Annotated in this window: 16 protein-coding genes; 5 read left to right on the plus strand and 11 right to left on the minus strand. The window is 73.1% G+C overall.

Going from position 1 to position 14052, the window contains the following annotated elements; all coding sequences use genetic code 11:
* Window positions 1-109 precede the first annotated feature (109 nt).
* Entirely contained in the window at window positions 110-622 is a 513-nt protein-coding gene (locus ABD324_RS33555; RefSeq protein WP_344426618.1) for a GtrA family protein, read from the plus strand.
* Between the two features lie 6 nt (window positions 623-628).
* Here ABD324_RS33555 and ABD324_RS33560 read toward each other — a convergent pair whose 3' ends face one another.
* Genes ABD324_RS33560 through ABD324_RS33570 form a run of 3 tightly spaced genes read right to left on the minus strand, consistent with a single transcriptional unit; the run spans window position 629 to window position 3502 of the window.
* The gene (locus ABD324_RS33560) at window positions 629-1567 is read right to left on the minus strand and encodes an alpha/beta fold hydrolase (protein ID WP_344426621.1); all 939 of its coding nucleotides are present in this window, start codon (window positions 1565-1567) and stop codon (window positions 629-631) included.
* Entirely contained in the window at window positions 1564-2838 is a 1275-nt protein-coding gene (locus ABD324_RS33565) for an ATP-binding protein (protein WP_344426623.1), read from the minus strand. Before ABD324_RS33565 ends, ABD324_RS33560 begins: the two co-directional genes overlap by 4 nt.
* A gap of 7 nt (window positions 2839-2845) precedes the next feature.
* Window positions 2846-3502 (minus strand): response regulator transcription factor, encoded by a 657-nt coding sequence (locus ABD324_RS33570; RefSeq protein WP_344426625.1) that lies wholly within the window; start codon window positions 3500-3502, stop codon window positions 2846-2848.
* Window positions 3503-3548: 46 nt separating this feature from the next.
* Here ABD324_RS33570 and hisN point away from each other — a divergent pair, with 46 nt between their 5' ends.
* Both hisN and ABD324_RS33580 read left to right on the plus strand, forming a co-directional pair.
* A complete protein-coding gene (gene hisN, locus ABD324_RS33575; RefSeq protein ID WP_344426628.1) occupies window positions 3549-4349 on the plus strand; it encodes a histidinol-phosphatase in 801 nt (266 codons plus the stop codon).
* Entirely contained in the window at window positions 4346-4822 is a 477-nt protein-coding gene (locus ABD324_RS33580) for a MaoC family dehydratase (protein ID WP_344426631.1), read from the plus strand. The genes hisN and ABD324_RS33580 overlap by 4 nt, the downstream gene beginning before the upstream one ends.
* On the opposite strand, the gene ABD324_RS33585 is transcribed toward ABD324_RS33580, so the two are convergent.
* The 4 genes from ABD324_RS33585 to ABD324_RS33600 are packed head-to-tail and all read right to left on the minus strand — an operon-like array spanning window position 4819 to window position 7729.
* Window positions 4819-5373 carry a Uma2 family endonuclease gene (locus tag ABD324_RS33585; protein ID WP_344426633.1) on the minus strand — a complete coding sequence of 185 codons (555 nt, stop codon included), beginning with the start codon at window positions 5371-5373 and terminating at the stop codon, window positions 4819-4821. The genes ABD324_RS33580 and ABD324_RS33585 overlap by 4 nt on opposite strands.
* Window positions 5374-5431: 58 nt before the next feature.
* Window positions 5432-6373 carry a hydroxymethylglutaryl-CoA lyase gene (locus tag ABD324_RS33590; RefSeq protein ID WP_344426635.1) on the minus strand — a complete coding sequence of 314 codons (942 nt, stop codon included), beginning with the start codon at window positions 6371-6373 and terminating at the stop codon, window positions 5432-5434.
* On the minus strand, window positions 6366-6851 hold the full coding sequence (locus ABD324_RS33595; RefSeq protein WP_344426638.1) for a PH domain-containing protein: 486 nt from the start codon (window positions 6849-6851) through the stop codon (window positions 6366-6368). The genes ABD324_RS33590 and ABD324_RS33595 overlap by 8 nt, the downstream gene beginning before the upstream one ends.
* Window positions 6852-6880: 29 nt before the next feature.
* A complete protein-coding gene (locus tag ABD324_RS33600; RefSeq protein ID WP_344426641.1) occupies window positions 6881-7729 on the minus strand; it encodes a biotin--[acetyl-CoA-carboxylase] ligase in 849 nt (282 codons plus the stop codon).
* Between the two features lie 215 nt (window positions 7730-7944).
* Between ABD324_RS33600 and ABD324_RS33605 the strand changes: the two genes are divergently transcribed.
* Together ABD324_RS33605 and ABD324_RS33610 are read left to right on the plus strand one after the other, a co-directional pair.
* Window positions 7945-9597 carry an acyl-CoA carboxylase subunit beta gene (locus ABD324_RS33605; RefSeq protein WP_344426644.1) on the plus strand — a complete coding sequence of 551 codons (1653 nt, stop codon included), beginning with the start codon at window positions 7945-7947 and terminating at the stop codon, window positions 9595-9597.
* A 55-nt stretch (window positions 9598-9652) separates the two neighbouring features.
* A complete protein-coding gene (locus ABD324_RS33610; RefSeq protein ID WP_344426646.1) occupies window positions 9653-9883 on the plus strand; it encodes an acyl-CoA carboxylase subunit epsilon in 231 nt (76 codons plus the stop codon).
* Window positions 9884-9990: 107 nt separating this feature from the next.
* Here the strand turns inward: ABD324_RS33610 and ABD324_RS33615 are convergent, their stop codons facing one another.
* The 4 genes from ABD324_RS33615 to ABD324_RS33630 are packed head-to-tail and all read right to left on the minus strand — an operon-like array spanning window position 9991 to window position 13884.
* On the minus strand, window positions 9991-10557 hold the full coding sequence (locus tag ABD324_RS33615) for a GTP-binding protein (RefSeq protein ID WP_344426648.1): 567 nt from the start codon (window positions 10555-10557) through the stop codon (window positions 9991-9993).
* Window positions 10541-10921 (minus strand): DUF742 domain-containing protein, encoded by a 381-nt coding sequence (locus ABD324_RS33620; RefSeq protein ID WP_344426651.1) that lies wholly within the window; start codon window positions 10919-10921, stop codon window positions 10541-10543. Before ABD324_RS33620 ends, ABD324_RS33615 begins: the two co-directional genes overlap by 17 nt.
* Window positions 10922-10924: 3 nt before the next feature.
* Entirely contained in the window at window positions 10925-11326 is a 402-nt protein-coding gene (locus ABD324_RS33625) for a roadblock/LC7 domain-containing protein (RefSeq protein WP_344426653.1), read from the minus strand.
* A complete protein-coding gene (locus ABD324_RS33630) occupies window positions 11323-13884 on the minus strand; it encodes a sensor histidine kinase (RefSeq protein ID WP_344426656.1) in 2562 nt (853 codons plus the stop codon). Before ABD324_RS33630 ends, ABD324_RS33625 begins: the two co-directional genes overlap by 4 nt.
* Between the last annotated feature and the right edge of the window lie 168 nt (window positions 13885-14052).

Here is a 14052-nt window from a genome sequence, read left to right on the forward strand (position 1 = left end):
GGGAAGTCCCGCCGGGGAGAAGAGGTGCCCACGGTGTGGAGACCCTACTTCGCCGTCGTGGGGGTGTCCGATTCCCGGTCCGCAACCGGGGTCTGGCACCATCGATGAGGTGTCCATGGTCGAGTCGGCGTTGGCGCGCATCCCCGAGCCCTACCGCAGCACCGCCATCAAGCATCGCGAGCTGTTGAAGTTCGGCATGGTCGGCGGCGCCACCTGGGTGATCGACACCATGGTGTTCCTGGTGCTCAAGAGCACGGTGCTCGAGGCCAAGCCGCTGACCGCCAAGGTCATCGCGGTGCTGGTGGCCACCATCGTGTCCTACATCCTGAACCGCGAGTGGTCCTTCCGGACCCGCGGCGGCCGGGAGCGCCACCACGAAGCCCTGCTGTTCTTCATCATCTCCGGGCTCGGCGTGGCCGCCTACACCGCGCCGCTGGCCGCCTCCCGCTACCTGTTCCACCTGCAGATCCCCGAGGTGTCGCTGGTCACCCAGGAGGTCGCGGACTTCGTGAGCGGCCAGATCCTCGGCACGCTGGTCGGGATGGCGTTCCGCTGGTGGGCCTTCCGCCGGTTCGTGTTCCCGGACGAGAACGTCCGCCGCCAGCAGATCTCCGTCGACTAGCCCGGACTAGAGGGCTTCCAGGAAGGCCAGCAGGGCGGCGTTCACCTCGTCCGGCCGCTCCTGCTGCACCCAGTGCCCCGCGCCGGGCACGAGCACCTGACCGCGCAGGTCGTCGAGGTACTCCGCCTGCCGGCCCGGCGGGCTCATGAGCAGCACCGGATCGCGGTCGCCGGCCACGAACAGGCTCGGGATCGTGACGTGCGCGCCCGCCAGCTCCGGCGTCGTCTCCCAGTTGCGGTCGAAGTTGCGGTACCAGTTCACGCCGCCGGTGAAGCCGGTCCGGGTGAACTCCGCCACGTAGTGATCGAGCTCGGCCTGCGTGAGCCAGGCCGGGAGCTCGGCGGGCTGCGGGAGCCGCTCGACCACGCCTCGCCCATCGCCTCCGCTCATGGTCGGATCCGCGAGCTCCTCCTCCGCCCCGATCAGCGCGGTGCCGTCCCCGGTCGTCAGCCCGCAGAGCATCCCGCGCATCGTCCGGGCCGGATCGGCGGCGAGCTCCGCGTCGGCGATCCCGAGCTCCTGGAAGTGCAGGATGTAGAAGAACCGGCCGGCGAAGCGTTCCCGCCAGATCTCCGTGGGCCGGCGGCTCGCCCGCGGGGTGAACGGCACGCTCATCCCGCACACGCCCGCCACCCGGTCCGGACGCGTGAGCGCCAGGTGCCACGCGACGACCGCGCCCCAGTCGTGCCCGACGACCGCGGCCCGCTCCAGGCCGAGATCGTCCATCAGCTCGACGACGTCCGCGGACAGGTGATGGACGTCGTAGTCCTCGATCCGCTCCGGACCCGGTGAGCCGCCGTAGCCGCGCATGTCCGGCGCGATCGCCCGGTACCCGGCGGCGGCCAGCGCGGGCAGCTGGTGCCGCCACGAGTAGCCCAGCTCGGGGAAGCCGTGCAGGAGCAGCACCGGGAACCCGGTGCCCTGCTCGGTCGCGGCGAGCCTCACCGGGGGGTCCTCGACGGCCGGGGCGCGCTGACGACGTCGTCGGCACGGGCGGCGGGCAGGAAGATCGTGAAGGTCGGGGGGCGGGCCCGGGAGAGCTCGAGGCGCCCGCCGTCCGCCTCGACGAGCGCGCGGGCGAGCGCGAGCCCCAGGCCCGTCGACGACTGCACCGAGACCCCCCGGTCGAACACGTGCGGCACCAGCTCCTCGGGGATCCCCGAGCCGCCGTCGCTCACCTCGATGACCAGGGTGTTCGCGCCCTCGCGGGCCGAGATCGTCACGACGCCGCCGCCGTGCTGGATCGCGTTGTCCACCAGAGCCCCCACCGCCTCGCGCAACCGGGCCGGGGTGACCCGGGCGAGCAGCCCGTCGGGCACCCGGAGCTTGAGCCGGCGGCCCGCGGACTCCAGCGCCGGGCGCCACTCGTCCGCCACCTCGGCCAGCCCCTCCCGCAGGTCCATCGGTTCCGCGCCGGCGGCCCGGGCCGCGCGGGCGGCCTGGAGCAGCTCGTCGAGCACCTCGGAGAGCTTCTCGGTCTGCTCGATCGCGGCGAGCGCCTCGCGGCGGGCGCTCGGATCCGGGTGGGTGGAGAGCTCGTCGAGGCGCAGCGTCAGCGCGGTGATCCGGCTGCGCAGCTGGTGGGAGACGTCGCCGACCAGCGACCGCTCGCGCTGCACCAGGTCCGACAGGGCGCCGGCGGAGGTGTCGAGCACGTCGGACACCCGGTCCAGCTCGGGGATGCCGTGCCGGTGCGGGGCGCGCCGGAAGTCCCCGGCGCCGAGCCGCGCGGCCCGGTCGGCCACGTCGAGCAGCGGCTCGGCCAGCCGCCGGGCGGTGACGGTCGCGACGACCGCGCCGGTACCCACCGACAGCACCACCAGCAGCACCACGATCACCGTCACCTGCACCTGCTGGGTGCGCATCACCGAGATCGGCTCGGACAGCGTGATGGTGCCGCCCTGCCCGAACGGCAGCGACTCGGACAGCGTGTCGACCTCGTCGCTGGGATCACCGACGAGCTGCGTCGGGGCCCCGGGCAGCGCGACCCGCAGCTGCCCGCCCGAGGGGATGGCCAGCGCGATCGCCGCCTGGTCGATCGGGTCGCCGACGGGCTTGTCGTCCAGCCGCCCGGCGATCTGCTCGAGCCGCTGGATCAGCTCGGCGCGGGTGAAGTCGTCGACGAGGCGCCAGGTGGTGAAGGCCAGCGGGCCGCCCAGCACCAGCGCCGTCACCGCGACGACGAAGAGCGTCGAGAGGAGGATCCTTCTTCTCAACGGAGGCTCATGCGTGGTTGAAGCGGAACCCCACGCCGCGGACCGTCGCGATCCGCTGCTCGCCGCCGATCTTGCGGCGCAGCCAGGACATGTGCATGTCCAGCGTCTTCGACGTCTTCATGTCCGGGTCGTTCCAGACCTCGCGCAGGATCTCCTCCCTGGTCACGACCTGGCCGGCGCGCAGCAGCAGCACGCGGAGCAGCTCGAACTCCTTGTTCGCGAGGCCGACCTCCTCGCCGTCGACCAGCACGCGGCGCCCGGAGAGCTCCATCCGCACCCCGCCGACCTCGACGGTCTCCGGGGTGAGCCGGCGCAGCAGGGCGCGGACGCGGGCGAGCAGCTCGGCGAGGCGGAAGGGCTTGCCGACGTAGTCGTCCGCGCCGGCGTCGAGGCCAACGACGAAGTCCACCTCGTCCGTGCGGGCGGTCAGCATGAGGACGGGCAGGTCGGGGAAGTCCGGGCGCAGACGCCGGCAGACCTCCAGACCGTCCATCCCGGGCAGGCCGAGATCGAGGACCAGCAGGTCGACGTGCCCCTGCCGGACGAGCTGGAGCGCCGAGGTGCCGTCGGAGGCGACGTCCACCTCGTATCCCTCGCGCTGGAGGGCACGGGAGAGCGGCTCCGCGATCGCGGTGTCGTCCTCCGCCAAAAGGACGGTGGTCACGACCGCGAGCTTAGGCCTACGGCGGCTCCTGGCATGCTGGCCCGCCGTGACCCCCACCGAACGCCGGGCGGATCTCGCGCTCGCCCTGCAGCTCGCCGACATCGCCGACGCGATCACGCTCCCGCGCTTCCGCGCCGCCGATCTTCGCGTCACGGCCAAACCGGACCGCACGCCCGTCACGGATGCGGACACCGCGGCCGAGGACGCCCTGCGCGCCGCGATCACCGGGCAGCGCCCCGCGGACGCGATCCTCGGCGAGGAGGGCGGCGGCACGGTGTCCGAGCAGGGCCGGGGCTGGGTGCTCGACCCGATCGACGGCACCAAGAACTTCTCCCGCGGCATGCCGGCCTGGGCCTCGCTGATCGCGCTCTGCGAGGACGGCGTGCCGACGGTCGGCGTCGCGAGCGCCCCCGCGTTGGGCCGCCGCTGGTGGGCGGCCGCCGGACAGGGCGCCTGGACGAGCGACCGACCCGGCGGCGAGGCACGGCGGATCGCGGTGACGGGCGTGGCGACGCTCGCGGACTGCTACGTGTCCACCACGAACCTCAACACCTTCCGCGAGGAGGGGATCCTCGACGGCTGGCTGGCCCTGACCGACCGCTGCTGGGAGACCCGCGCGTTCGGCGACTTCTGGCAGCACTGCCTGGTCGCCGAGGGCGTCGTCGATCTCGCGGTGGAGCCCGCGGCCAACCCGTGGGACCTCGCGGCGGTGCAGGTGATCGTCGAGGAGGCCGGCGGGCGGCTCACGGACCTGCGCGGGGTGCCGGGCTTCACGGGCGGGAACGGGCTGGCCTCCAACGGCCTGCTGCACGCCGAGGCGCTCGCCGCGCTGGGGGTGACCGCGTGATCTCCTTCGAGGACTTCGCCCCCGGTCAGGTCCGGCAGCTGGGCTCGGTCGTGGTCGACCGGGACGAGATGGTGACCTTCGCCCGCCGCTTCGACCCGCAGCCCTTCCACCTCGACGAGGAGGCCGGCAAGGCCTCGATCTTCGGGCGGCTCGCCGCCTCCGGCTGGTTCACCGCCGGGCTCTGGATGCGCCTCTACACGGACGCGATCCTGCTGCGCTCGGACGCCCTGGGCTCCCCCGGCGGCGACGAGATCGCCTGGCCCGCACCGGTCTTCGCGGGCGACGAGCTGTTCGCCTCGATGGAGGTCATCGAGACCCGGCGCTCGGCGAGCAAGCCGTGGATGGGCCTGGTGACCCTGCGGGCCTGGATGCGCCGCGGCGCCCCGGACTCCGACGGCACGGACTCCGACGACGTGGTCTACCGCGCCCGCTTCACCGGCATGTACGGCTCCCGCGAGCAGCCCCGCCCCTAAACCAGGGCGGCGACGTCGATCACGAGGTCGACGGGCCCGTCGAGCTCAAGCGTCGCCCGCAGCTCCCCGGCCACTGCCGGCTGCTCGCGATATCCCTCCCCGTCGAGGGTGAAGACGGTGATCGAGGGCGCGGGCGGGTCGAGATCGACCACCCAGTACTGCGGAATCCCCGCCTCGCCGTACTCGAACGGCTTGAGGTGCAGGTCGATGTTCCGACTGCCCGGAGAGATGATCTCCACGGCGAGGGCGACGTCCGCCGCGTCCGCGCGGTTCTCGTTCCCCGTCGTCCGGGTGACGACGATGTCGGGAACCCGGACCGTCGCCGGGCTGCCGTCGAGTACCAGGACCTCGAACTCCCCGAGGACCTCCCAGCCGGCCGGGAGCCGGTCCTCGATGCGGCTGATGAGCCGGTGCAACGCCCGCTGGTGGGGCCGGTTCGGGCGAGCCGACATGACCACCACCCCATCCTGCAACTCGTAGCGGACCGAGTTGTCTTCCGGGAGCGCGTCGAAGTTCGCCAGGGTCATTGCCCCGGACATCGGTTGCGCCATCGGACCTCCCTCGTGACCGCGACGAGCCTTGCAGGCACCACCGACAATTCTGGCAGGCTCAGCCTCCGGACAGGGCCTTCACCACGCGGGAGGGCGAGGGGCGGCCGAGCTGCTCCGCCATCCACACGCTGGTCCCCACCAGGGCCTCGAGGTTTGCCCCGTGTTCGATACCCAGTCCGTCGAGCATCCAGACGAGGTCCTCGGTGGCGAGGTTGCCGGTGGCGGACTTGGCGTACGGGCAGCCGCCGAGGCCGCCGGTGGAGGCGTCGACCGTGGTGACCCCGCGGCGCAGGGCGGCGAGGGTGTTGGCCAGGGCCTGACCGTAGGTGTCGTGGAAGTGCACCGCGAGCTGGTCGACGGGCACGGCGGCGGCGACGCACGCGTCGATCACGGCCTCGGCGTGGCCCGGGGTGCCGGTGCCGATCGTGTCGCCGAGCGAGAGCTGCCAGCAGCCCATCTCCACCAGCCGGCGCCCGACGGCCGCGACCTGCGCGGGATCGACGGCGCCCTCCCACGGGTCCCCGAACGCCATGGACACGTAGGCGCGCACGCTCATGCCCTCGTCCAGGGCCCGCTTGACCACCGGCTCGAACATTGCGAACTGCGAGTCCAGGGTGCGGTTGAGGTTCTTGCCCGCGAAGGTCTCGGTGGCGCTCGCGAACACCGCGACGTGGTCCAGGCCGGCCTCGATCGCGCGGTCCAGCCCGCGGTCGTTCGGCACCAGGACGGGATAGTCGACGCCGGGCCGCCGGTCGAGGAGCTTCACCAGCTCGGCCGCGTCCGCCAGCTGCGGGACCCATTTCGGGTGCACGAAGCTGGTGGCCTCGAGCGTGGTGAGCCCGGCGTCGGCGAGCCGGCCGAGGAACTCGGCCTTGACCTCGACGGGCACGACGCCCTTCTCGTTCTGCAGCCCGTCCCGCGCGCCGACCTCGTAGATCGTGACGTGCGCGGGCAGGCCGGGCGCGGGCACGGTCATCGGGAGCCCGAGAGCGTCAGTCATCGTCGGCGACCTCCTGGTACAGCAGCGAATGCACGCGCTCGACGTCCGGGATGTCGCCGAACTCGAGCGGCTCGTCCGAGGCGGACTCGACCACGAGCGTGCCACAGCCGAGCATCCGCTCGAGGATGGTGTGACGGAACTGGACGGAGTTGATCCGGGACATCGGGATGTCCATGCCGCTGCGCGAGATCAGCCCCTCCCGCACCAGCACCCGCCGGGTGGTGACGACGAAGTGCGTGGTCCGCCAGCGCACGAACGGCACCAGGGTGAACCGGCCCACGACCAGCACCGCGACGACCGCGAGGGCGATCCACGCGATCGCCGCCCAGGACTGCGCGCTCACCAGGGCGGCGAGGAAGGCCGCCAGCCCGACGACGACCAGGAACACGAGGACGGGCAGCAGGAGCATCTTCCAGTGGGGGTGCCGGTGGAGCACCACCTGCTCGCCCTCGACCAGCAGTTCGTCCGGATAGGCCACGCGCCCAGTATCGGACGTCGGGCCCGGTGTCAGGACTCGGGGCGGTCGGCCGGGCGCAGGTGCACGATGTCGCCGGCCGCGACCGAGCGGCGCCGGCCGTCGGGCTCGAGGACGAGCAGCTGGCCCGAGGTGTCCACGTCCTCGGCGATGCCGACGATCGCGCTGCCGCCGGGCAGCTCGACGCGGACCTCCGAGCCCAGCGACAGGCAGCCGGCGCGGTAGTCGCCGCGCAGCCCGGACTCGTCCGCGTCCCCCGCGGCGGCCCGCCAGGCGGCCTCCCGCTCACCGAGGTTGCGCACGAGCGCGATCAGCAGGGCGGTCCGGTCGACCGGGTACCCCTCCGCGGCCGGCGAGGTCGCGGTCGGGGGCAGCGTGCCCTCCGGCGCGCCCACGTTGACCCCCAGCCCGACGACGACCCCCGGTCCACCGCCGGACACCGGGGTCATCTCGGCCAGGATCCCCGCGCCCTTGCGCCGCTGCGCGCCCAGGAGCAGGTCGTTCGGCCATTTCAGGCCGGCCTCGAGGCCCGGCGCGACCTCGTGCACCGCGTCGAGCAGCGCGACGCCCGCGAGCATCGGCAGCCAGCCGAGCCGCTCGGCGGGGACGCCCTCGGGCCGCCACAGCACGCTCACCGCGATGCCCGAGCCGCGCGGGGACTCCCAGCCGCGGTCCAGCCGTCCACGCCCGGAGGTCTGGTGCTCGGTGACCAGCACGCTCCCGTCCGGGGCGCCCGCGAGCGCGGCGGCGGTGAGGTCGGCGTTGGTGGAGCCCGTCTCGTCGACGACGTCGAGCTGCGTCCAGCGGCCGGCCGGGCCGAGGAGGGCGTGCCGCAGGGCGTGGACGTCGTAGGGGACGGGATCGGACGAGGGGGAGCTCACGCGCGGAACCTATCTCCGCCGCACCCGGTGATCCGGACGGTGTCGGCGGTGAACGCGCCCGGCGGCGTCGCGGGATCGGCCGGTGCACGGCGGAGGGTGCCGGCCCTGCGCCGGACGGTCGGGAACGACCGACCGACGGACGGCCGCGGGAACAACAGTCAGACGTGACGGAAACCGCGTCCACCGGAGCCGTCGCGCCGGTTAGAGTCCCGGTCATGAGTGCTGCGACCGAGCCGATGGGGGACCCGGCCAACGCCACAGTGCCGGTCGACCTGAGCGCCGAGCCGGACATCCACACGACGGCCGGCAAGCTGGCCGACCTCTACCGGCGGTTCGCCGAGGCGCTGCCGTCCGACGCGGCTGCCGAGCGGCAGCACGCGAAGGGCCGCAAGACCGCCCGCGAGCGGATCGACCTGCTGCTGGACCCGGGCTCGTTCGTCGAGCTCGACGCGCTGACCCGGCACCGCTCCACGAACTTCGGGATGGACGCCAAGCGCCCGTTCGGCGACGGCGTGGTCACCGGCACCGGGACCGTCGACGGCCGCCCGGTCGCCGTGTTCTCCCAGGACGCCACCGTGTTCGGCGGGTCGCTCGGCGAGGTCTACGGCGAGAAGATCGTCAAGGTCATGGACGTGGCCGCCAAGATCGGCTGCCCGGTCGTCGGGATCAACGACGGCGGCGGCGCGCGCATCCAGGAGGGTGTCGTCGCGCTCGGCCTCTACGGCGAGATCTTCCAGCGCAACGTGCGCGCCTCCGGCGTCATCCCGCAGATCTCGCTGATCATGGGCCCGTCGGCCGGCGGCGCGGTGTACTCCCCCGCGCTCACCGACTTCACCGTGATGGTCGACGAGACCAGCCACATGTTCATCACCGGACCGGACGTCATCAAGACGGTCACCGGCGAGGAGGTGGACATGGAGGAGCTGGGCGGCGGCCGCACCCACAACTCCAAGTCCGGTGTGGCGCACTACCTCGGCTCCGACGAGCAGGACGCGATCGACTACGTCAAGGAGCTGCTCTCCTACCTGCCGTCGAACAACCTGTCGGAGCCGCCGTCGTTCCCGGCGCCGGAGCCCACCGCGGGGTCCATCGAGGACGGCATCACCGACACCGACCGCGAGCTCGACACGCTGATCCCGGACTCGGCGAACACCCCCTACGACATCCGGGACGTCATCACCCGGGTCGTCGACGAGGGCGAGTTCCTCGAGGTCCAGGCCCTGTGGGCGCCGAACATCGTGACCGGCTACGCCCGCGTCGAGGGCCACTCGGTGGGGATCGTCGCCAACCAGCCCACCCAGTTCGCGGGCTGCCTGGACATCGACGCCTCCGAGAAGGCCGCCCGCTTCGTGCGGACCTGCGACGCGTTCAACATCCCGATCCTCACCTTCGTCGATGTGCCGGGCTTCCTCCCGGGCACCGAGCAGGAGTGGAACGGCATCATCCGCCGCGGCGCGAAGCTGATCTACGCCTACGCCGAGGCCACCGTCCCGAAGGTCACCGTGATCACGCGCAAGGCCTACGGCGGCGCGTACGACGTCATGGGTTCCAAGCACCTCGGCGCGGACGTCAACGTCGCGTGGCCGACCGCGCAGATCGCCGTCACCGGCGCGCAGGGCGCGGTGAACATCCTGTACCGCAAGGAGCTCAAGGGCCTGGAGGGCGACGAGCTCGCCGCCAAGCGCGCGGAGCTGCAGCAGGACTACGAGGACACCCTCTGCAACCCGTACATCGCCGCGGACCGCGGGTACATCGACGCGGTCGTGCCGCCGTCGCACACCCGCGGGTACGTCGGGCGGTCGCTGCGGATGCTGGCCACCAAGCAGGACCAGGGCCCGGCCCGCAAGCACGGGAACATCCCACTGTGAGTGGCAATGGTCGCCATGGCGACTATCGCCACTCACGAGGTACGGAGGTGCGGGGATGAGCGACGAGCAGACCCCGGAGGAGCGTCGCGCGCTCTTCCGGGTGGTGAAGGGCGACCCGTCGCCCGAGGAGCTGGCCGCCCTCACGGTCGTCCTCGCGGCGGCGGCGAGCGGGGGCGGCGAGCCCGCCCCGAAGCCCCGCACCCTGTGGGGGCACCCCTCGGCCGCGATGCGCCGCCCGCTCGAGGTCGGCCCTGGCGCCTGGCGCGCCGCCGCCCTCCCCCGCTGAGACCGGAGCAGCCGTTCGCCGGTCCCGCAGCCGGATGAGCGAGCGGCACTCTCGCTCACTAGGTGTGAGCGAGAGTGCCGTTCGCTCGTCGACGGGACTCGCGCGGGTCAGCCCACGGCGGCCGTGCGCGACAGCGCGTGCTCGACCAGCGCCACGAGCGAGTGCAGGCTCGAGTCGGCCTCGCGGGCGTCCATCCAGACCACCGGGGTGCTGCCGGCCAGCGCGAGCGCGTCCCGGACGTCGTCCTCGGTGTGGATCCCGGAGCCGGGGAACCCGTTGACCGCCACCACGTACGGGATCCGGCGGTCCTCGAAGTAGTCGATCGCCGGGAAGCACTCGTCGACCCGGCGCAGGTCGACCAGCACCACCGCGCCCACCGCGCCGCGCGCCAGCTCGTCCCACATGAACCAGAAGCGGGACTGCCCGGGCGTGCCGAACAGGTAGAGGATCAGCGACTCGTCGACCGTGATCCGGCCGAAGTCCATCGCGACCGTGGTGGTCGTCTTGTTCGGTACCAGCGCCGTCTCGTCGACGCCGATGGACGCCGACGTCATCGAGGCTTCGGTGAGCAGCGGCGGGATCTCCGAGAGCGAGCGCACGAACGTCGTCTTGCCCACCCCGAAGCCGCCGGCCACGAGGATCTTCAGCGGGTAGAGCTCACCCTGACCGCGCACGCAGTCCCTCCAACAGTCGCTCCAGGATCTCGGGGCCGGGGCTGCCGTCGCGGTCCACCTGCGGGAGGTGGACGGAGACGTACCCGGCGTCCGCCAGGTCCCCGACCAGAACGCGGGCCACACCGACCGGGACGGCCAGCGTGGCGCCGATCTCGACGAGCGAGACGGGCGCCGCGGCGAGGCCCAGGATCGTGCGGTACTCCAGCTGCAGCTCGGCGGCGTGGCGACCGGCCGCGGTCACGGTCACCAGGGACTCGACCGGGAACTCCTCACCCGCCGACCGGGTGCGGCCACCGGTGACGGCGAACACCGGCACGACCCGGCCACCGGCCCGGCCGTGCCCGAACTGCCCCCCGACGGCCACCGACTACCTGCCGGCTGGCGTTCGCGGCGCCGGGGTCAGCGCGTGCCCGACCCGCGACGCCAGCAGCGTCATCTCGTAGCCGACCATGCCGATGTCGCAGGTGCGCTGCGCGTGCACGGCGAGCGTGGCGCCCTGGCTGATGGCGGTGACGAACAGGTAGCCACCCTCCATCTCCAGGATCGTCTGGCTCACGGCACCGGACCCGAGCAGGTGCGCGGTGCCGGTCGCCAGGCTCACCAGCCCGGACGCGGCCGCGGACAGCTGGTCCGCGAGCGCGTCACCGACGGACGGGGAGGCGGCGAGCCGCAGTCCGTCCCCGGACACGACGAGGGCGTGCACGACGCCGGGGACGTCGCGGGCGAACTCCACCAGGAGCCAGTCGAGCTGGCCGGTCGAGGTTCTCACCTGTTGCTCCTCCTGTCGCTGTCGGACTGCGCGTTCTCGGCGGCGACGGCCTGGGCCGCCCGCCTGCTGGCCTGGTACCGGGACAGGGCGTCCGCGGCCTCGGCGGTACGGACCGGCGGCGCGGGATCCGGCCGGTCGGGGACGCTGCGCAGCTCGGGCGCCAGCGAGGCCTGCGGGACCCGGCGGCGCAGCCCGCTCGTCCCGGTCCCGGCGTCCGCCGTGGGGGCGGGCGCGGGACGCTGCGTGGGGATCGGGGCGGGATCCGACGGCCTGGCCTCCGGCGTGAACTGCGGAGCCGCGTCGTGCGATGTCGTGGCGTGCGATGTCGAGGCGTGCGGCCCTGCGACCTGTGCGGGCACGGGGAGCGCCGAGGGCGGCTGGGGCGACGACGGGGAGGCAGCGTCGGTGTCGGCGGCCTGCGCCACGGGCGTTCCGTTCGCGGGGGTCGTGGTCCGGGCCTGCGCAGCGCCCGGAGCGATCTTCGGGGTCTCCGGCGCGGCGGGGGTGCGCTTCGGCAGCGCGGCCCTGGACGGAGCCCCGTCGTCGGCGGCCCCACCGTCGGCAGCCCCGTCCCCGGCGGCTCCGTTGACGTCGGCCCGGTCGACGTCGGCCCGGTGGGCAGCGGCCCCGTTCGCACCGGCCCCGTCGACACCGGCCCGGTTCGTGCCGGACCCGTTCGTGCCGGACCCGTTCGTGCCGGAGCCGTTCGTGCCGGACCCGTTCGTGCCGGACCCGTTGACACCGAACCCGTTGACACCGGATCCGCTGCCCCCGGTCCCGTGTCCGGAAGCGGTGGTCCCGTCGCCGGACAGGCCGGACGTGGTGGATCCGGACGCGCCGTTCGCCGGGGTCACGGGGAAGGCGATCGTGGCGGCGGGATCGGCCGCGGGCGCGCCGCTGCCGTTCGTCCCCGCGTCGTGGGAGGCACCGTTCGCGTACCCGTTGGCGCGGTCCGCCGCCGGGTCCCACCAGCCGGACCAGTTCCCGTTCTGCGCGAACAGGTCCGTGACCGAGCCGAAGCCCGTCACGACCCGTTCGGGCGGCGGCGCGGGCGCCGGGGCGGGCCGCGGCGTGCGCTGCTGCGGCGTCGACCAGACCGCGGTGTCCGAGCCGGCCTGCCCGGTGGCCGCGGCCAGGCCCGGCAGGGCCGTGGTCGGGACGGAGCTCGGTCCGGACGGCAGCGACGCCACCGCGGCCGGGCGCGACTCGCGGCGCTCGTGCACCGCCGAGGCCCGTCGGGTCTGCTCGGGGCCCGCGCCGATCCCGGCGTGCGGGCCGGCCTGCGGGTCGGCGACGAACAGCGTGGCCGGCAGGACCGCGACCGCGGTGAGCCCGGACCCGGGCGTCAGGCTCAGGGAGACCTCGATGTCGTGGCGCACCGCGAGGCGGGCGACCACGTGGAAGCCGAGCCGCTGCGACACCGACAGGTCGACGTCCTTGGGCCGGGCGAGCAGGTCGTTGGCCGCCTCGAGCTCCCGCTCGGGCATGCCGACGCCCCAGTCCTCGATGGTGAGGACCTGGCCGCCCATCTCGACCCGGTTGGGCCGGCTGCGGATGGTCACGATGCTGTCCGGCGGCGAGAAGCGCACGGCGTTCTCGGTCAGCTCGGCCAGCAGGTGGGTGAGGTCGGCGACGCTGTGCCCGGCGACCGCGATCCGGTCGTCGACGGAGAACTCGACCCGGTCCAGGTCCTCGGTCTCGGCGATCGCGGCGCGCACGACGTCCCGCATGGAGACGGGCGCGGACCAGACCCGCGGCGGCTGCTCCCCGGAGAGGACGAGCAGCGACTCTGCGTTGCGGCGGACCCGGGTGGCGAGGTGGTCGAGTTTGAACAGCTCGGCCAGCGCGTCCGGGTCCCGCTCCTTCTCCTCGAGCTGGTTGATGATGTCCAGCTGCCGGTAGAGCATCGACTGGTTGCGCCGGGCGAGGTTGACCAGCATGTCCGAGGTGAACCGGCGGCGGCCGATCTCGTTGTCCGCCAGCGAGAGCTCACGCCCGAGCTCCTCCTTGGCGACCTGCTCGTCCTCGGTGATCCGGGCGAGCAGCACGGTCCCGACGCTGGCCGCCAGCACGGCCCCGCCGTGGATGCCGGCCCACAGCCAGGGGTCGTTCTGGGCAGCGGCGTAGTTGAAGATCAGGTTCGGGAAGAAGGTGGCCCCGACGCCGTGGCTCACCACCGTGATCAGGACGTTCAGCCCGAGCGGCACCCAGTCCAGGTACAGCGAGATGAACCCGATGACGATGAAGAAGTGGAAGTGCGACTCGATCATCCCGCCGGTCAGGCCGACGAGCACGATCGACGAGTAGGACAGCCCGGCCGCGACCACGGACGCCCGGAGCCTGCGGCCGGGGAGGACCTGCTGGACCCCGACGAAGAGCCCGATCAGCAGCGGGAAGGTGACCGACGCCCACACCGGCCGCCCCAACGCCAGACCGACGGCGACGAGCAGCGGCACGTGCACGGCCAGCAGCCACGTCAGCCATCGATGCCGGCGGGCCCAGGAGGAGTCGTCGAGCATCTCCCCCTTCGGCAGCCACGCCCTCACCTTCGTCAGCACTCGGCCACACCCCTTCTGCACTCGGGTCCACCGAGCCGTCCTGCCGCGGCGATATCCCTGCCCGGCGTATCGCCGCACGGAGCCCGGAAAGTACACGGGGAGGAGTCGTCGCTTCACTCTTCGGTGTGACGGGTGCGTCGCCACCGATCGGTCAAAGCCTCTCAGCGC

The sequence above is a fragment of the Pseudonocardia ailaonensis genome, assembly GCF_039531635.1.
In the GTDB taxonomy this organism is placed as follows: domain Bacteria; phylum Actinomycetota; class Actinomycetes; order Mycobacteriales; family Pseudonocardiaceae; genus Pseudonocardia; species Pseudonocardia ailaonensis.

Bases quoted from the DNA above. Each gene is read 5' to 3' on its own strand.
- ABD324_RS33585 (WP_344426633.1), bottom strand. From the start codon at position 5,373: ATGGCGCAACCGATGTCCGGGGCAATGACCCTGGCGAACTTCGACGCG.
- ABD324_RS33590 (WP_344426635.1), bottom strand. From the start codon at position 6,373: ATGACTGACGCTCTCGGGCTCCCGATGACCGTGCCCGCGCCCGGCCTG.
- ABD324_RS33605 (WP_344426644.1), top strand. From the start codon at position 7,945: ATGAGTGCTGCGACCGAGCCGATGGGGGACCCGGCCAACGCCACAGTG.
- ABD324_RS33610 (WP_344426646.1), top strand. From the start codon at position 9,653: ATGAGCGACGAGCAGACCCCGGAGGAGCGTCGCGCGCTCTTCCGGGTG.